The sequence below is a fragment of the Streptomyces musisoli genome, assembly GCF_016741855.1.
GTDB classification, from domain to species: Bacteria; Actinomycetota; Actinomycetes; order Streptomycetales; family Streptomycetaceae; genus Streptomyces; species Streptomyces musisoli.
The window spans coordinates 273,807-291,747 of sequence record NZ_JAERRH010000006.1 but is presented as its reverse complement, the minus strand read 5'-3'; the positions used below and the strand labels follow the sequence as shown (position 1 = coordinate 291,747).

Below are 17,941 nucleotides of genomic sequence, written 5' to 3'. Positions count from 1 at the left end.
CCGTCGACCCCACCGCCGCCCCTCGTACCCGGTCCCCCGACCTGTGGCAGGCCACGACCGCGTGCCGGGTCCGGCCGCGCCGTCGAGGCTGGCCACACCGTAGCGGCTCATGACCGCTTTGGGCACGAGACGCGGAGGAACGGCACGATTCCGCCAGGTACAGCGCCCGTCCCGGTCCGAGCGCAGGCGGGGGTGCGAACCGGTGCCCCGGGGCGGGGAAGCGCGGCCAGGAACCCGGCCGCCGGCTCCCGGTGACCGGCGCCCACCAGCGACAACCGCCGGTGCGCCCGCGCCGGACCGTGCTGTCGGCGGGAACGTCAACCGCCGTACACTCACCCGGGTGACCGTCACCGCAACTTCCGTGGACCAGCCGGACCAGCTCCAGCCGCGCCCCGCCTCCGGCGCGCGCCGTGGCCGATTGCTGCGCCTGGTCCCGGCCCTCGCCTCCGTGCTCTGCGGAGTGCTGCTCTACGTCAGCTTCCCGCCACGGACCCTGTGGTGGCTGGCCCTGCCCGCCTTCGCCGGTTTCGCCTGGGTGCTGCGCGGCCGGAGCCGGAAGGCCGCCTTCGGCCTCGGCTACCTCTTCGGGCTGGGTTTCCTGCTGCCGCTGCTGGTGTGGACGAGCGTGGAGGTCGGGCCCCTTCCCTGGCTGGCCCTGGTGGCGATCGAGGCGCTCTTCGTCGCCCTGGTCGGCGTGGGCGTCGCCGCGGTCTCCAAGCTGCCCGCCTGGCCGGTGTGGGCCGCCGCCGTGTGGACAGCGGGCGAGGCGGCACGCGCGCGCGTGCCGTTCAGCGGCTTCCCCTGGGGCAAGATCGCGTTCGGTCAGGCGGACGGCGTCTTCCTGCCGCTCGCCGCGGTGGGCGGCACCCCCGTGCTCGGCTTCGCGGTCGTCCTGTGCGGATTCGGTCTGTACGAGGCGGGGCGGCTGATCGCCGAGCGGCGCCTCACCGGTACCGTGCGGCGGGCCGCCGCGACCGCCGCGCTGCTGAGCGTCGCCGTCCCGGTGGCGGGCGCGGTCGCGGCCCGCGCACTGGTGAGCGACACGGCGGAGGACGGCACCGCGACCGTGGCGCTGATCCAGGGCAACGTGCCGCGCGCCGGGCTGGAGTTCAACGCCCAGCGCCGGGCCGTGCTCGACTACCATGCGCGCGAGACGCACAAGCTGGCCGCCGACATCAGGGCGGGCAAGGTCGCCAGACCGGACTACGTCCTGTGGCCGGAGAACTCCTCCGACATCGACCCCTTCGAGTACGCCGATGCCGCCACCGTCATCGAGCAGGCGGCCAAGGACATCGGCGTGCCCGTCTCGGTCGGCAGTGTGGTCGAGAGGGACGGCGAGCTGTTCAACGAGCAGATCCTGTGGGACCCGGTCAAGGGCCCGACGCAGACCTACGACAAGCGGCAGATCCAGCCCTTCGGCGAGTACCTTCCGCTCCGCTCGCTCGTCGGCGCGATAAACAAGAACTGGACCGACATGGCCCGCCAGGACTTCAGCCGAGGCGGCAAGCCGGGCGTGTTCGGCATCAAGGGCGCCGAGGTGGGCCTGGCCACCTGCTACGAGGCCGCCTTCGACTGGGCCGTGCGGGACACGGTGACGCACGGCGCGGAGATGATCTCCGTACCGAGCAACAACGCCACCTTCGACCGCAGCGAGATGACCTACCAGCAGCTCGCCATGTCCCGCATCCGCGCCGTCGAGCACAGCCGCACCGTGACGGTGCCGGTGACCAGTGGCGTCAGCGCGGTCATCATGCCGGACGGGCGGATCACCCAGAAGACCGGCATGTTCGTGCCCGCGTACCTCGTCCAGAAGGTGCCGCTGCGCACGTCCACGACCCCCGCCACCGACCTGGGCGTCCTCCCGGAGATCGCCCTGGTGCTGGTCGCCGCGGGAGGGATCGGCTGGGCCGTCGGCTCCGGCCTGCGCGCCCGCCGGGCAGCCGACGCGTAACACGTACGACCGACCGCTCTCGCGCCGCGGACCGACCGCTCTGGTGCCGCGGACCGACCGCTCTGGTGCCGCGGACCGGCCGCTCTGGTGCCGCGGACCGACCGCTCTGGTGCCGCGGCACGACCGCTCTGGTGCCGCGGACCGGCCGCTCTCGTGCCGCGGCACGACCGTCGTACGTCCCCGGAACCGGCCGGGCGCCGGTCACCGGCCCGCTAGGGTCGGATCATGGCTACCCCCGAATTCATCCGCACGCTCAGGGACTCCGCGGGCCAACAGCTGCTCTGGCTCCCCGGGGTCACCGCGATCGTCTTCGACGACGAGGGCAGGGTGCTGCTCGGCCGGCGGACCGACACCCGTAAGTGGTCGGTGATCGGCGGGATCCCGGAGCCGGGCGAGCAGCCCGCGGCCTGCGCCGTGCGGGAGGTCTTCGAGGAGACGGCGGTGCACTGCGTGGCCGAGCGGGTGGTCCTGGTCCAGGCGCTGGAGCCGGTGACGTACCCCAACGGCGACACCTGCCAGTACATGGACATCACCGTCCGCTGCCGGGCCGTGGGCGGCGACGCCCGGGTCAACGACGACGAGTCGCTGGAGGTCGGCTGGTTCGCGGTGGACGCGCTGCCCGCACTGAGCGAGTTCGGCCTCTTCCGGATCAAGCAAGCCATGTGCGATGCACCCACATGGTTTGACCCTACGACTGCCAGCTGAAGTATGGGTGGCCGCCACATGTGGTGGCCGTGGGGTTCTGCTTAGGGTCGGCACATGACCTCGCCCACCCCCCTGTCCGGCCCCCGGCTCCAGCCCCTCGCCCTCGACCTCGACGGCCGTACCGCGCTCGTCACCGGCGCCGCCAGCGGCATCGGCCGCGCCTGCGCGCTGCGGCTGGCCGCCGCCGGGGCCGAGGTGCGCGCCGTCGACCGGGACGCGGCCGGCCTGGCAGAGCTGGCCCAGCAGGCGGAGCGGGCCGGCGACCTCGCCGGCACCGTCGTACCGCGGGTCGTGGACCTCACCGACCTGGACGCCGCCGAACGCGCCGCCGAAGGCACCGATGTGCTGGTCAACAACGCCGGACTGCAACTCGTACGCCCTATCGAGGAGTTCCCGCCCGAGGTGTTCCACACGGTGCTGACCGTGATGCTGGAGGCACCCTTCCGCCTCATCCGCGGTGCCCTTCCGCACATGTACGCCCAGGGCTGGGGCCGGATCGTGAATGTGTCCTCCGTCCATGGCCTGCGCGCCTCGGCCTTCAAGTCGGCCTATGTGGCCGCCAAACATGGTCTCGAAGGACTGTCCAAGACGGCCGCACTGGAAGGTGCCGACCACGGAGTCACCTCCAACTGTGTGAACCCGGCCTATGTGCGCACCCCACTGGTCGAGAAGCAGATCGCCGACCAGGCGCAGGCGCACGGCATCGCCGAGGAGCGCGTGCTGTCCGAGGTCCTGCTGAAGGACAGCGCGCTGCGGCGGCTCATCGAACCCGAGGAGGTCGCCGAGGCCGTGGCCTATCTGTGCAGCCCGCAGGCGTCCTTCGTCACCGGCACGTCGCTCGTCCTGGACGGCGGGTGGACGGCCCACTGACCAGTGTGGCAGCCCGGACCGAGAGAGTTTTCCACAGGCCTGCCGGGCCGGGTGGCCGATACGGAATCCTGTGACCATGTCCCGCGATCACCTTCAGCCGGCACCCAGCGGCAGCGCCGAGGCGCCGTACCTCGACCTGCTGGCCCGCGACGCCTCCATGGAGGCCTATGAGCAGCCCGTCCTGCTCGCCCGCGCCGAGGGCGAGCAGGACGGCCGGATCGCCGCGCTGGAAGAGGCCAGGCTGCTCGCCCTGCGCGTGCGAGCCGAACTCGAAGGCCGCCGGCGGCGTGAGGCGGAGCTGTCGGCGCTCTTCGAGACCGCGCACGACCTCGCCGGGCTCCGCGACCTGGACGCCGTCCTTCAGGCCATCGTGCAGCGCGCCCGCTCGCTCCTCGGCACGGACGTCGCCTACCTCAGCCTCAACGACCCGGAACGCGGCGACACCTACATGCGGGTCACGGAGGGCTCGGTCTCCGCCCGCTTCCAGCAGCTGCGCCTCGGCATGGGAGAGGGCCTCGGCGGGCTCGTCGCCCAGACCGCGCGGCCGTACGTCACCGACGACTACTTCCACGACAGCCGGTTCCAGCACACCCACACCATCGACGACGGGGTCAGCGACGAGGGCCTGGTCGCCATCCTCGGCGTGCCCCTGATGCTCGGACCGCACGTGATCGGCGTCCTCTTCGCGGCGGACCGGCGGGCGAGGGTCTTCGAGCGCGGGCAGATCGCCCTGCTCGGCTCCTTCGCCGCACTCGCCGCGGCGGCCATCGACACCGCCAACCTGCTCACCGAGACCCGCTCGGCCCTGGCCCGCCTGAAGCGCGCCAACGAGATCATCCAGGACCGCAGCGCCGTCATCGAGCGGGCGTCCGAGGTCCACGACCGGCTCGCCGAACTCGTCCTGCGCGGCGGCGGAGTGCACGACGTGGCCGCCGCCGTCTCCCAGGTCCTCGCCGGCACCGTGGAGTTCACCGAGGCCACGGCGGCACCGGCCGAGGCGCTGGAGGCGTCCCGTGCCGACGGGCACGCCGTACGGCACGGCGGGGACTGGATCGCCGCGGTGGCCGCGGGCGGTGAACTCCTCGGCGCGCTGGTCCTGCGCGGCCACCCCGGTCTGGACCCGGTCGACCAGCGCACGCTGGAGCGCGCGGCGATGGTCACCTCCCTGCTGCTGCTGGCGCGGCGCTCCGCCGCCGAGGCGGAACAGCGGGTGCGCGGCGAGCTGCTGGACGACCTGCTGGACGCGCGCGACCGGGACCCGCGCCTGCTGCGCGAACGCGCCAGCCGCCTCCACGCCGACCTGGACGCCACCCATGTCGTCCTCGCCGCCCGCCTCGACGGCCCGGCGGCCGACGCCGACGAGGAGGCCGCGGCCCGCCGCCGGCTGTGGTCCGCCGCGTCCCACCTCGCGGCCACCCGGCACGGTCTGGCCGCGGCCCGCGACGGCGGCACCGTCCTGCTGCTGCCGCTCGGCGCCGGCGACACCGCCACGAAGGTGGCCCGCCGCACCGCCGGCCACCTGGGCACGGCCGTCCACCAGCCGGTCACGGTCGGCGCCTCCGCACCCGTGACGGACCTCGCCGCGCACCCCGAGACCGTGGCGTCCGCCTATGCCGAAGGCCGTCGCTGCCTGGACGCCCTGCACCTGCTGGGCCGGGCCGGGGACGGCGCGGCGGCCGAGGACTTCGGCTTCCTCGGCCTGCTCCTCGCGGGCGAACGGGACATCGCCGGCTTCGTCGAGCGGACCATCGGCCCGGTGGTGTCGTACGACGAGCGGCGCGGCACGGAACTGCTGCGCACCCTGGACGCGTACTTCGAGGGCGGGATGAGCCCGGTCCGCACCAAGGACGCGCTGCACGTCCACGTGAACACGGTGGCGCAGCGGCTGGAGCGGGTGGGCCGCCTCCTCGGCGCGGACTGGCAGACCCCCGCCAGGGCGCTGGAGATACAACTGGCCCTGAGGCTGCACTGGTTGGCGAAGCCGGGACGGCACCGACCGGCCTCCCCGTGAAGGCCGGTCGGTGCGGGGGCGTGGCGCGCCGGTCAGACGGTGCGCGCCTCGGCGGCCGGGCGTGGCGCCGGTCAGACGGTGCGCGCCTCGGCGGCCGCTGCCGCCCCGGAGGGCTCCTCGCTGTCGCCCTCGACCTGTGCGAGATCCCGATGCCGTGTCTCGCGTGAGACGCCCACCGCGATCAGGGTGAGGACCGCGGCGGCGATCACGTACAGCGCGATCGGGGTGGAGCTGTCGTAGTCGGAGAGCAGCGCGGTGGCGATGAGCGGTGCCGGCGCGCCGGCCGCCACGGAGGCGAACTGGGCTCCGATGGACGCGCCCGAGTACCGCATCCTGGTCGCGAACATCTCGGCGAAGAACGCGGCCTGGGGCGCGTACATGGCGCCGTGCAGGACGAGTCCGACGGTCACGGCCAGGATCAGGTAACCGAAAGATCCGGTGTCCACGAGCGCGAAGAACGGGAACATCCACAGTCCGACACCGGCCGCGCCCAGCAGGTACACCGGCCGCCGTCCGACCCGGTCGGACAGTGCGCCCCAGGCCGGGATGACGGCGAAGTGCACGGCGGAGCCGATGAGTACGGCGTTGAGCGCGGTCTGCTTGGAGACGCCGGCCGAGGTGGTGGCGTAGACGAGGATGAACGCGGTGATCACGTAGTAGCTGATGTTCTCCGCCATCCGGGCGCCCATCGCGACGAGGACGTCCCGCCAGTGGTGGCGCAGCACGGAGACGAGCGGCAGCTTCTCGGTCTCGGTGCCCCGCCGTGCCTCGGCCCGCTCCAACGCCTCCTTGAAGACAGGCGATTCGTCGACGGACAGGCGAATCCACAGACCGACGATCACGAGCACCCCGGAGAGCAGGAACGGTATCCGCCAGCCCCAGCTGCCGAAGGCGTCGTCGGACAGGACGGCCGTGAGCAGCGAGAGCACGCCGGTGGCGAGCAGCTGCCCGGCCGGCGCGCCGGTCTGCGGCCAGGAGGCCCAGAATCCGCGTCGCCGCGCGTCTCCGTGTTCCGACACCAGCAGGACGGCGCCGCCCCACTCGCCGCCCAGCGCGAAACCCTGCACCAGCCGCAGCGTGGTGAGCAGCACGGGAGCCGCGCTGCCGACGGTGGCGTGGGTGGGCAGCAGGCCGATGGCGAACGTCGCCCCGCCCATCAGCACGAGACTCAGCACGAGCAGTTTCTTCCGCCCGAGCCGGTCACCGTAGTGCCCGAACACGAGCGCCCCCAGCGGGCGGGCCGCGAACCCGACGGCGTACGTCAGGAAGGACAACAGGGTTCCGACGAGCGGGTCGGAGTCCGGAAAGAACAGCTTGTTGAACACCAGCGCGGCGGCGGATCCGTACAGGAAGAAGTCGTACCACTCGATGGTGGTCCCGATGAGGCTGGCGGCGACGATTCTGGGGAGGCTGGCGGGGGGTGGGGGAGCAGTGGTTCCGGAGGCCATGTGCGCCACTTCCTCGTGTGCGGTGGGGACGGGTACGTGTCGGCACACGGTAGGAAGATGCAGGTCAGGCGCACATGTGGTGGGGCTACATAGTTTCGGGGTTGGCTATGCGTGTGACCACCATGCCGGTTCACGGAAGGGCGTTTCAGGGGCTCGAAGACGGTCGAAACGAGTGCTGTCCGGGATGCGCAACAAGCCCGCGGCGGATGGTCATCACCCGGTGCGTGAGTTGGACGGGCGGTCAGGGGCATTCGTACGTGAGGCGGGTGGCAACCGTTCGGTGGTCGGGAGAGACGATGTGTAGTTCGGCTCGTGCCCTGTAGTGGCCCTTGCCCTGGAAGGTCCACAGAAGGTGTAGCCGCGCCTGCCTCTGGCCCCGGGGCACCGTTTCCCGCAGGACGGCCGAGGCGGTGCCGTCGCTCCGGCTCCAGCGGTAGGAGAGTGTGCCCGGGCGGCCGTTGGTGGTGACCCGACCGACGATGTCCGCGGTGCCGTCGCACGCGACAGTCGTCGGCCGGACGGTGACCGACAGCGTGCGCACCCCGACGGTCGGCGAGAGATGCTGCCAGGCCAGGAACGCGATGACACAGATCAGCGCCAGCGCGGGCAGGGTGTGTCTGCGCAGGCCCCGGCGTAGGGGTGCGGGAGCCGGTGGCACGGTGGGCGGCGTCCTGTTGGTCCGTTGCCCGGCGGCGGCCGTCACTCCGGGGCCGAAACGCAGCACGGTGCCTTCGATGCGATCCGGCCGCGTCGGCGCGGTGGGCCCGAGCCCCTTGCCGGGCGGCCCGACGAGGGTGTCGTCGGGCTCGGGCCGCTGGATCCAGTGGCTGGCGAGCACGGTGGCGCTGTACCCGGCGTCATTCGGAAGCGTTTCGCGGACCGGGGGGCGTTCGGCGCCGGGGGCGAGGCGGGTGGCGGGGGCGTGCTCGTCATCAGGTGCGAGGTGGACGGTGGGGGCGTGCTCGTCGGCCGGGACGAGTACGTGGGTGGTTTCGGCGCCGGGTTCGAGCGCGTGGGTGGGTTCGCAGTCGTGGGCAGGTGCCGCGGAGCGGCCGTCGTCAGCGGTCATCGAAGGTCACACTGCCTGGTCGGAAGCTGCTGCGAGGCGCCGCCGTCGGCGGCGGCCGGGGTCGTCGTGGCCTGCACCGCCCAGTAGCAGCCCTTGTTCTGGAAGGCGTGGTCGACGGTGAGCGCGTACTGGGTTGCGCCACTGCGCTCGAAAGTCTGCGACGTACCGTCGGGGGTGCCGAGCATTCCCGCGGAATCGCTGGTGAACCACGAGACGGTGATGGAGACCGGCCCGGTGCCGTCCGTGGTGACGCCGATGGTCGCCGTGGCGGTGGACGGATCCGTCTGACGGAAGGCCGACACCGCGACGTCCCTGACCGCGGGAGCGGCCGGCGTGGGGGAGGCGGTGGTCGGAGTCGGGTGGGTGGTCGGCTCGCCGGACGGCGTCTCCCCAGGCGGAGTCGTGGTGACGGACATCGAGGGGTCGTCGGTGCCCGTGATCTCCGGAGTCGGTGGGGCCGAGGACGACAGGCTCGGGGACGCGGCGGTGGTCGGGGACGGGAAGGGGTGGGCCGACGAAGTCGGTGCGATGGGCCCCTGCGACGTCATGCCGGGCCGGGCGATGGTCGTGGCCAGGGCCTGTGCCGTTCGTTGCGGATCCGCTGCCGGGGCGTGCTGGGCGGCGTAGGCCAAGAGGATGCCCAGGAGCACGGCCGCCGCGGACACCAGCATCCCGGCCCGGCCGGGGAGCCACGACCGGGCCCGGCCGTGGCCCGCTCCCTCGGCCAGGACCGTGCGTGCGGTGTCCGTCGTGGTCTGCGGGGCTTTGCGCGCCGAGGGCAGCAGCAGCGGCAGCAGCGCGGCCAGCGCCGCGAGCCGGCCCCGCCCGCGCTCCTCCCAGTCGGGCCCGTAGGCGGCACCGGCGGCCGCCACCAGTTCCGACACGAACGCCTCGGCGTGAGTGGGCCGTTCCTCCGGGTCCTTCGCCAGGCCGCGCCGCACCAGTGCGCGCACCGGCTCGGGGACCTCGTCGGCCGGGATCGGCGCATCGACGTGCCGTAGCGCGAGTTCGGCGAGGTTGTCACCCGAGTACGGCTTGTGGCCCGTCAGGCACTCGAAGAACGTGGCCGTGACCGCGTACACGTCGGCGGCGGGAGAGGCCGGTGCGCCGGTCCACTGTTCCGGCGCCATGTAGGAGGGCGTTCCCGCGATGCCGACACGGGTGCCGGTGTCCACCGCGATTCCGAAGTCGACGAGCTTGGACGTTCCGTCCGTTGCGACCAGGACGTTCTCCGGCTTGTAGTCGCGGTGGACGATGCCGAGACGGTGCGCGTCGGCCAGGCCGAGCAGCGATCCCTTGAGGATCACGAGCGCGGCCTCGGGCTCCAGTGGACCCTCCCTCGACAGCAGGATCCGCAGGGAGACACCGTCCACCAGCTCCATCACGATGGCGGCGCCTTCAGGACTCTCGACGTACTCGTACAGTCCGGCGACGTACGGGCTTTCCAGCCCGCCGAGCAGTCGCGCCTCGGCCCTGAACTCGGACACGAAGCCCGGCCGGTTGCACAGCGACTCGCTGAGATACTTCACCGCGACCGGGACGCCGGTCTCCTCGTGCACCGCCAGCACGACCCGTCCGCTCGCCCCCGCTCCGAGTTCGAGCGACTCGATGTATCCGGGCACTGCCCATGCGTCCATCCCGTCCCCCAGTTCCGCCGTGCCACCGGAGTCCTACTCGCTCTGGAGCTTCGGGCACGCGCTGAAAGACACAATCTCGGCCACAACGGTTGCGGTGCGGTGCCGCGGGCGTCACGGGTCGCCACTCCTCGCAGCGCGGGAACCGGCGCTGCGGGTGGCGGAACTGACCTGGACCGGGCCGCGGCTTGCGTCCCCGAAATGCGGCGTCATCCTTCCGCTGCCGGGGCCGGGCGTTCATGCGCCCGGCTCTCCCGCGGCGCCGGAGAGGGGAATGCCCGGATCCAGGCCACGCCCGTGAAGCTCTTGGCCGGCACGTGGATTTCGGCGCGACGGAACCCCGTGGCGGTCAGACCGCTGTAGCCGTGGGAGACGAGGTCTTGGTAGAGGCCGTCCGAGAAGGCGGCGACCAGGTGGGTCGCGGGGGCGTCGGCGAGGGCACGGCGCACGGGGTCGGAGTCGAGGACACGGAACAGCGAGACCACCGCGGAGCCGGCGTACCCACTGTCCGCCTCGTGGACGATGCCCTGGTGCAGACAGGCCCTCATCCGGACTCGCTGCGGGGGACTGGCGGTGGCATTGGCCTCGGCCAGGGCCGCGGCGAGGCCGTTCAGGAGACCCGGCACCACCCGGGTCTCGTCGACGTCCGGCTCGAACACGAGCAGATAGCCGTCACCTTGTGCCTGGCGACCGCACCTGTGCCAGTCGATGCCGGCCCGCGCGCATGCCTCACGCAGCGCACGCAGCAGGACTCGCTGCAGACGGACCATGCCGGTGTTGTCGCGGGCGCTGTACTTCTCGATGTCCACGGCGAGGCACAGGCGCCGCAGTCCTGGTGGCAGTCGCTCTCCGGCAGCCGAGGCGGTGTCCTCGTACGAAGCCAGTGCCCAGGCGCCGGGCAGCGCCCCTTGCCGGACGGTGGGTCGTACGGCGGCGGGCCAGAGGTCGGCGGCCGAGAGCCGGAACGGTGTCTCCTGCGGGGTCTCCGCCTCTCTGCGCCGGAACGCACCGCCGAGCACCGGCTGTACGGTGACCGTTGTCAGGCTCAGCCTGCCGGACAACTCGGTCGCGGCCGCCGGGAGCCGGACGACTGCTTGGGCCCACCGCCCGTCGGGGCGCAGCGCACCGCTGCGTCCGGGTGCCCGGAAGACCCATTGGAGCCGGTCCTTGCCAAGCCCGAAAGCGGCGACTTCGGCTCCGTCGGCTGCCGTGCTGCCGGGGGCCGGGTGCAGGGTCACGGCGTGCGAGCCGTCGTCGAGCCGGACCGTGAGGGTCGCCTCCCGGTAGTCGCGGGCGCCCGGAAGTTCCTCGAGGTCGAACGGGAAACAGAGCAGGATGTCGCGTGGCGCCCCTCCGACCGTGGTGAGGTCGTCGGTGACCGGGGGCAGGGCGTAGGCGAGGGGGCGTCCCAGGGAAGCGCCGGCGATCCGTTCGCGTGAGGGCTCACCTCCTTTGGGTACTGCGGTGTCTCGGTCCAGTAGGTCGATGGCGGCCAGTTCGTCGTCCTGTGTACGGTCACGTCCCAACGCCCTGATTCCCCTCACCGGTTGTGTGGCTGCCGGTAGTCGCCGTCGGTTCCGGGCCTTCGTCCGTCCCGGTCAGCCGGGCGGACATGCGCAGTTCGTCCGGTGAGAGGATCGTCAGTCGGCTGTAGCCGACCTGGACGACGCCCCTGTGGGCAAGTTCGCCCAGGGCGTGGTGCACGCGGCGTTCCCCGGCGCCGACCAGCCCGGCGATCTCCGCCTGGGTCAGGCGCGGCCCGATGAGAACGCCGTCTCCCTGCGGCCGGCCGTAGTCTTCGACGAGATCGAGGAGGACCCGGGCCACGCGGGTAGCCACCGGACAACTGCCGAACTCACCCCGGCGCCGTACCGACCAGCGGTTCTTGCGCACCAGCATCCGGCTCACCGCCAAGGCGGCCGCGGGGTACCGGTCCAGGCAGCCGAGGAAGTCCCGTTGCCCGATGCGCCGGACGGTCACCGCACCGGCCGCGGTGACCGTGGCCGATCGCGGCCCGTTGTCCAACGCGGCGAATTCACCCACGAGTTCTCCGCCGAGCCGGACGGCCAGCAGAGCCGTGTCGCCGTTCTCCGAGAGGGCCGTGACCTTGGTGACGCCGGTCATCAGCAGCAGGACGAATGTCTCCTGCCGGCCTTCGCCGAGGAGTGTCTCCCCGGGGGCGTAGGTACGGGGTGTCCCCAGGGAGAGCAGGGCCTTCACGGCCTCGCCGGAGCCCGCCAGCTCCGCCAGCAGAGTGCCGTGCGGCCAGCGGCCCCCGGGCTGCGGGCCTGTGGGGATCTTCTCCGGCATAGCGGTACCTTCCCGACCTCACCGGCGTCTTGTGGCAGTTGCCGCATGCGGCATCGTAATGGGCCGGTGGCCGTCAAAGTCGCTGTTTGGCAGAGAATTGCGTTCCGCACTGCCGGCCGGGAGGCGCTCCCGAGAACGCATGCTCGCTGCGCAAGGGGCTCGGCACGGGGACCCCACCGTTGCACGACGACGGGGTCCCCGTGCTTGCGCCGCGGACCGTCGGAGGCGGCACGCTCAGCACGGTGGATTCATGCGCCGGCCTCCCTGGGGTGGGGCAGTGCGACGGCACGCACGGTGCGGACGCAGTAGTGGAACTCTTCCGACCCTTCCATGACTTGATCCCTGAACGCACCCCACACTTCCTGCAGCAGGGGCTTCAGGGCCGGCTCGGTGGCTTCCGAGGCCCGGCGGGCCTCGGCCGACGTGAGCACGCTCAGGTCCATGGGGCGGTCACCGACGAGGAGGTGCACCGTCTCGGGTCGCGCGCCCAGCCGCGGGACGTCTGCCGGCCAGGTGATCTTGACCGGCCTCGTCGTGCGCGCGCTGCGGTGCGGTGCACCGTGGGGCTCGATACGGTAGCCACTGGGCTGGTCGTTGGTCACCAGGGTGGTACGACCGCTCAGTCCGACGCCGAGCACCCAGAAGTACAGCGGCTCCTCGGAATGGTTCGTCACAGTGACGCGGTAACGGTCTCGGTCGTACAGGCGCTCGTCCGCCCACGGCAGGGTGCGCCAGGTGCCGCTGCGGGCCGGTACCTCGATCTCGAATCGGACCTCCACGTCGGCGGCCAGCAGGGCTCCGCCCTCCGGGTCGCGCAGGGCGCGTACCCGATCACCCCGTGCCAGGTCCTCCAGCAGCCCGGTGACGCTCGGGAGTTGCGACAGAGTCGCTTCCCACGGCTTCCGGAAGGGCAGGTCGTCGCCGTTCACCACGGTGGCGGTGCCGTTGCGGAGACGGACGGTGGCGAAGGCGTCCCCTTCGCGGCTCTCGGCCAGCCGGGGACAATCGGCGAGCTGTCGACGCAGCGCGTCGGCAACGGGGCCGTGGCCGTCGACGCACACCAGTCGGCGGTCGTGCACGCGCAGCGGCAGGGCGTAAGAGCCAGGTGGCAGCTCCGCCGTGAACAGCTCTGCAGACAGGGGAGATCCACCGGTGGAGGCATCGGTCTCCGGCTGCGTACGCAGTACGGCGTCACCTCCCTCCATCATGTCCACGGTGGCCGGCACCGTCGCGGCCGTGCCGTCGCCCGGCTCCCCGCCTTCGGTCTCCCGGCCCGTGGCCTCGAGGAACTCCGGATCCCCACCGAGGCCGTCGCGCGGAAACACCATGCGCAGCGTGTCCCCGCGGTCGAGGCCGAACAGAGCGCCACCGGGGACGACGAAACGGCCGTCCCTGCGGACCAGGGGCAGCCGGTCCGGGTCCGAGTGCTCTTCCAGGGAGAACGGCAGCCGCCCGGAGGGTCCTCCGGCATCGGGCCACTGCAGCGGCTGCCGCTGCTTGACACGGTCGCGCACACGAGCGATCAGCGATGACCAGGGCACCTCGTGGGCTGCGGGCGTGTCGAGTACGCCGGCCAGTGCGGCAGTGAACACCCCCTGGCGTCCGGCACCCGGGCGGATCTCGGCCTCGAACGCTGTCCCGTGCTGCGGACAAGCCGACAGCCTGACGACATTCGGGACCAGCGGGGCGTTGTGGCGGGCGAGGGCAGCGGCGCGGGCGAGCCCGTCGTCGTGCGTCACCTTGGGCGGTACCGTCGACTTGAGCCGCCACCGGCCCGGCTCGTGGTCGGCGTCGCGCACCGCTCCTCCGGAGTGGCACGAGTCGAGCACGGACGTGACGTTGGACGTGATGCGGCTGAGAACACGGACCGCGGCGGTCAGCTCGGCGGCCACATAGCCCCTGAAATCGTCGGGTGTGCTCTGTTCGATGTCGACGGGCACCAGGTACTGCAGGTCCCCGTGTAGCGCGCCGTGTCCCGAGAAGTAGACGACGACACCGTCGCCGTACCTGGTGTCCCGGCACAGCTGTTTCAGCGCCCGTGTGATACCCCCGTAGGTCGCCTCCTCCTCGACGTGGGCACGGATGTCGGTGAAGCCGTGCTTTGCCAGCACCCCGTGCATGATGTCGACGTCGGTGTTCACGCCCGTCAGGCCGAATGTCTGGGCGCCGATCAGCACCGCGCGCAGTGTCATGTCATACCCCCACATGGATGAAGGGCGCCCAGTGATACGGGTGCCGGTCGTCCGCTTCCGCTGAGCGCAGCTGTTCGCTGTCCCTGGTCCCGAGGCGGTGCCAGGACCTGGAGCGGTACGCAGGTCCTGGACACTCCCCGGCCCGTGCGCTGAGCGCCCGGAACTCCTCGTCCCGTTCCGTAGCTGACAGGTTCCGTACCTCCAGCTGGGCCTGCGCCAGCGCCGCGCCGACGGAGGCCGCCGGATCGTCGGCGAGACGACGGTAGGTACGAGTGATCACCAGGCAGCCAGTGCTGTCACGGACGGGCCAGAGCGAGACCACGGCGTGCCGCGCGCCGGTGATCAGTGCCGCGCGGGTCAGCCCGAGAACGTCACCTCCCGCGGTGGCCGTACCGCGTCCGGTATCACAGGCGGACAGGGTGAGCAACTGCGGGGCACGAGCGGCGGTGAGGAGGTCGGCGAGTCCGAAGTGGTCATCCCCGGCCAGCTGGAGCCGGCCGCGGTGGGGCGCGAGATCGTCGATCAGCCCGTGGGTGGCGAGGTGGATCACCGCGCAGTTGCTCGCCGCCTGCAGCACCTCCGCCCGCGTCGCGGCAGTTCCCGTCAGCAGTCGGTGGCGGGGCAGCAGCCGGGCGATCTCCGCCGTTTCGGCCGCGGTGCCGGGCAGGGGCGCCAACCCGAGGCGGGGGGTGGTGGCGGGGTTGCCCACCAGAAGTGCGTCGAGCTCGGGCCAGGGCCGCTCCGGAGGCTGTCGGCGGGTGAGGAGGGACGCTGCAGGGAGGTACGACACCTCATGGGTGGCGCCGAGGAGGTCCCCGTCCCAGGGAAGCGCGTGGAAGGGCAACAATGCGAGACCGGCCGGCAGGATCACGATCACCTTCCGCCGGTCGCGGAGCTGCCGGCGGAAGGGCTCCAGCATCAGATCAGCGAGCTCCTGGCCGTCGGCTTCGCCATCACCGCCGCCGTCCTCACCGGCACACCAGGCGTGGAACCGGCGGACGCTCGCGACAGTGCCGTGGGCCCAGCGGGCATGGCGCCGCGGGCGCAGGGTGTCACGGGTCATGGCCCAGCCGACGAGGTCATCGTCGTGGAGGTGGTAGGTCAGAAGGACGGCGTCACGGGACAGTGCGGTGGCAACTGCGGCAGCGTCCGGGGGCTCGGTGGTGTGCGACGCGGTGAACGCGGCGGGAGCGAGCCTGCGTACCTCCGACTCGGCGGCGTCCAAGTCCCGTTCCACCTCGTCGATCCGACGTCTGCGCTCGGGTACCGGCGCGGTGACCGCGCTGCGGCGGAGCGCCGCGGCCTCCGTCTCGAACTGTGCGGACCAGCGGATCTCGGCGGCCAGCCAGTTCCTGACCGCGGTGTGAGCCGCCTGGTCGTCGCCCACGGCGTCGAGGGCTCGCACGGCGTCGAGGAAGCCGGAGCGGGTGCGCTCGGCCACGTCGAATGAGGCGGCGGCCGCGTCGGGTCTGCAGCCTTCCAGCAGGGACAGCACGGCGGCGTGGTAGAGGCCGGCGACCACCGGATCGTCGGCGGACGAGGCGCGCAGAGCGTCGCGAGCCAGCCTGATGCGGCGCTCTTCGTACGCTGACAGCCCGCGCAGGGCGTGGCCGGCTGCCTTGTCGTACACGCCCCTGCCCAGCTCCAGGTCCGCTTGGAACGCGGGCAGTTCCCATGGCTGTGCGGGTTCGGGGCCGTCGGCGCCGATCCGGCGCACATAGGGTGCGGCGCGCTCGGGCTCGCCCACGTTCAGCCACAGGGCGGCGGCTTGGCTCGCGGAAAGGTGCTCCTCGATGGCCGCAACCTCGGCCCGGGCCGCGGACCGGTTGCGCAGGTCGAGATGGGCGGAGCAGCGCACGAGTCCCGCGAACATCGGGTCCGTGATCCGTTCGGCCTCCCGCAGGGTCTGGTGCGCGTGGAGGTCGGCTTCCGCGTCCAGTCCGGCCGAGCGGGCGCGCCGGGAGCGGAACCAGGTCTCCTGGGCACGGGAGGTGACGAGGTCGGACTCGAGCATGCCGAGCACGGACCGCAACGCGTCCGTGGAGGCTGAGCCGGTGTCGTCCGTGTCGGTTTCCTTCGCGTCCGCGGCGGTCAGAAGGCTCTCGGCGACATCGATCGCCGACTGGATCGAGGAGCGTGCGGCGGCGATCAGATCAGGGTCCCGCAGGGCGGACGCCTGGTCGTGGAGGACCTTCCCGCACTGGATGACGCCGAGGCAGTCGGTCAGGTCGAGCGGCTCGCCCCGGTCGGTCCGCTGCCGGATACGGTGGAGGTGTTCCTGCTGTTCCATGCCGGAGAGCACGAACGTGGCGAGGCGGTGGCCGGCCCGCTGGTAGCTGCCTGCCGTGGCGCGGGCCGTCGGGTTTCCCCGGCCGCCCGCGGGCTCACTGGTGAGCCGCATCGCCAGCAGGCCGGCCCGCTTGCTCTTGACGACCTCGCCCTGTGCGCCCCAGTACCGGGATCGGTCCTCGACGAGGTGGCGCAGCCCCCGGAGCCAAGACGAACTACCGTCCGTCGTGGCCCAGTTCACGATCCGTTCCGCGGCAGCGGATTCGGCCTCCCCGGCTTCCCCCGCCTCGATAAGGCCGAGCGCTTGGTGGACGCGGACCAGTGCCGTGCACCCGCCGTCGCCGGCGGAGACCGCCAGTCCGAGGGCCTGGCCGAGGAGATCGCGGCACTTCTCGTGCCGGCCGGCGAGCCGGTGCGTGTGGGCGAGGCGCAGCAGCGCTGCCGCCCGGCCGCGCGAGGATTTCGCCAAACCGTACGATGCTTCGGCGCGCTCGTAGCTGGCGGCAGCCGCCGCCAGCACGGCCGGGTCCGGCGCGGCCGGTTCGAGGGTGCAGCATTCCGCCGTTCCCGGGGGGCCGAGCTGCCAGTCACCGGTGAGTAGTGCGGCGAAGCCCTCGGCGGCGTGATTGCCGGTGATGCACTGCTCCGCGTCCCGCAGCAGGGGCGTTGCCGTCGCCCGGTCACCGGCCCGGACACGGAGATCGGCCGCGAGCAGCCGGTGGTATGCGCGGACGTCCGCGTGACCGAGTGCCACGAGCGGCTCGTACAGAGCGTCGAACCACTCCAGCGGCTGCAGCACGTCGTCCGCCGGCTCTCGCTCGGTCCAGGGACTCCGCGCCGCGTATCGCAGGCTATGGGACCTTGCTGCGATCGAGGCCGTGGCGTGGCCGAGCGTCATGCGGGCGGAGAGCAGCACGACGCCGACCTGACCGGCGAGGTGTGCGCAGAGCCGAACCGGCGGATCTGTGATCGATGCGATGGCCGCCTCCGTCCCGGAGTCGGCATCGGTCAGCGCGCGGAAGTCTTCGCGCCGCAGGTGGAGGAACGCCGCGCCGGGGTGCCAGTTGTGTTCCATCGCCACGGCGGCCGCACGCAGCGCCCCGGCCAGCGGTGCGTGGCCGGGGGGTGCGGGCTCGGAGCGCGCCAGGAGAGCAAGGGCCCTTTTGGGCTCGCCGGCGGCGAGCGCCGCCGCGGGCCGAAGCCATCCGCCCCACGTGGGGTCCTCGGTGCTCGGTTCCCCCGAGAGGTATGCCGCCGGGTCGCTGCCCCTCTGTTCGGTCAGCAGCAGTCCGATCAGCTGTTCGTGGGCATCACCGGTTTCCCCGGCCACGCCCCGGCCTTCGGTGTCGGCCATGCCTTCCCCCTGTCCCCGCGGTATGAGCCGGGACTTTGATACCGCACCATCCCTGTGGCCGATTCCGCAACACGACGGGATGTCCGCTGCTGGTGACTGGCATGGTGC

General features: G+C 72.2%; 11 protein-coding genes. 4 read left to right on the top strand and 7 right to left on the bottom strand.

Going from position 1 to position 17,941, the window contains the following annotated elements; genetic code table 11:
- The first annotated feature begins 340 nt into the window (after positions 1-340).
- The 4 genes from lnt (at position 341) to JK361_RS18855 (ending at position 5,537) form a co-directional block, all read left to right on the top strand.
- Complete coding sequence (lnt, locus tag JK361_RS18870; RefSeq protein WP_201819415.1) at positions 341-1,951, top strand: apolipoprotein N-acyltransferase; 1,611 nt, start codon at positions 341-343, stop codon at positions 1,949-1,951.
- 225 nt (positions 1,952-2,176) lie between these two features.
- Positions 2,177-2,656, top strand: coding sequence for an NUDIX hydrolase (locus JK361_RS18865; protein WP_201819412.1), 480 nt, complete (start codon positions 2,177-2,179; stop codon positions 2,654-2,656).
- Between the two features lie 54 nt (positions 2,657-2,710).
- On the top strand, positions 2,711-3,526 hold the full coding sequence (locus tag JK361_RS18860) for a 3-hydroxybutyrate dehydrogenase (RefSeq protein ID WP_201819408.1): 816 nt from the start codon (positions 2,711-2,713) through the stop codon (positions 3,524-3,526).
- A gap of 76 nt (positions 3,527-3,602) precedes the next feature.
- Positions 3,603-5,537, top strand: a complete 1,935-nt coding sequence (locus tag JK361_RS18855) for a helix-turn-helix domain-containing protein (RefSeq protein ID WP_201819405.1) — start codon at positions 3,603-3,605, stop codon at positions 5,535-5,537.
- A gap of 71 nt (positions 5,538-5,608) precedes the next feature.
- Here JK361_RS18855 and JK361_RS18850 read toward each other — a convergent pair whose 3' ends face one another.
- The 7 genes from JK361_RS18850 to JK361_RS18820 form a co-directional block, all read right to left on the bottom strand.
- Complete coding sequence (locus tag JK361_RS18850) at positions 5,609-6,985, bottom strand: MFS transporter (RefSeq protein ID WP_201819402.1); 1,377 nt, start codon at positions 6,983-6,985, stop codon at positions 5,609-5,611.
- 241 nt (positions 6,986-7,226) lie between these two features.
- Entirely contained in the window at positions 7,227-8,054 is an 828-nt protein-coding gene (locus JK361_RS18845; protein ID WP_201819399.1) for a hypothetical protein, read from the bottom strand.
- Positions 8,051-9,691 (bottom strand): serine/threonine-protein kinase, encoded by a 1,641-nt coding sequence (locus tag JK361_RS18840; protein ID WP_201819396.1) that lies wholly within the window; start codon positions 9,689-9,691, stop codon positions 8,051-8,053. The genes JK361_RS18845 and JK361_RS18840 overlap by 4 nt, the downstream gene beginning before the upstream one ends.
- Before the next feature lie 206 nt (positions 9,692-9,897).
- Positions 9,898-11,214, bottom strand: a complete 1,317-nt coding sequence (locus JK361_RS18835; protein WP_201819394.1) for a hypothetical protein — start codon at positions 11,212-11,214, stop codon at positions 9,898-9,900.
- A complete protein-coding gene (locus JK361_RS18830) occupies positions 11,204-11,998 on the bottom strand; it encodes a Crp/Fnr family transcriptional regulator (RefSeq protein ID WP_201819392.1) in 795 nt (264 codons plus the stop codon). The genes JK361_RS18835 and JK361_RS18830 overlap by 11 nt, the downstream gene beginning before the upstream one ends.
- A 248-nt stretch (positions 11,999-12,246) precedes the next feature.
- Complete coding sequence (locus tag JK361_RS18825; protein ID WP_201819390.1) at positions 12,247-14,190, bottom strand: caspase family protein; 1,944 nt, start codon at positions 14,188-14,190, stop codon at positions 12,247-12,249.
- A gap of 1 nt (position 14,191) precedes the next feature.
- The gene (locus JK361_RS18820) at positions 14,192-17,833 is read right to left on the bottom strand and encodes a CHAT domain-containing protein (protein WP_201819389.1); all 3,642 of its coding nucleotides are present in this window, start codon (positions 17,831-17,833) and stop codon (positions 14,192-14,194) included.
- Positions 17,834-17,941: the final 108 nt, after the last annotated feature.

What these genes read in the sequence shown, in the direction of transcription:
- JK361_RS18865 (WP_201819412.1), top strand. Translation starts at nt 2,177, where the DNA reads ATGGCTACCCCCGAATTCATCCGCACGCTCAGGGACTCCGCGGGCCAA.
- JK361_RS18860 (WP_201819408.1), top strand. Translation starts at nt 2,711, where the DNA reads ATGACCTCGCCCACCCCCCTGTCCGGCCCCCGGCTCCAGCCCCTCGCC.
- JK361_RS18855 (WP_201819405.1), top strand. Translation starts at nt 3,603, where the DNA reads ATGTCCCGCGATCACCTTCAGCCGGCACCCAGCGGCAGCGCCGAGGCG.
- JK361_RS18850 (WP_201819402.1), bottom strand. Translation starts at nt 6,985, where the DNA reads ATGGCCTCCGGAACCACTGCTCCCCCACCCCCCGCCAGCCTCCCCAGA.
- JK361_RS18845 (WP_201819399.1), bottom strand. Translation starts at nt 8,054, where the DNA reads ATGACCGCTGACGACGGCCGCTCCGCGGCACCTGCCCACGACTGCGAA.
- JK361_RS18840 (WP_201819396.1), bottom strand. Translation starts at nt 9,691, where the DNA reads ATGGACGCATGGGCAGTGCCCGGATACATCGAGTCGCTCGAACTCGGA.
- JK361_RS18830 (WP_201819392.1), bottom strand. Translation starts at nt 11,998, where the DNA reads ATGCCGGAGAAGATCCCCACAGGCCCGCAGCCCGGGGGCCGCTGGCCG.
- JK361_RS18825 (WP_201819390.1), bottom strand. Translation starts at nt 14,190, where the DNA reads ATGACACTGCGCGCGGTGCTGATCGGCGCCCAGACATTCGGCCTGACG.
- JK361_RS18820 (WP_201819389.1), bottom strand. Translation starts at nt 17,833, where the DNA reads ATGGCCGACACCGAAGGCCGGGGCGTGGCCGGGGAAACCGGTGATGCC.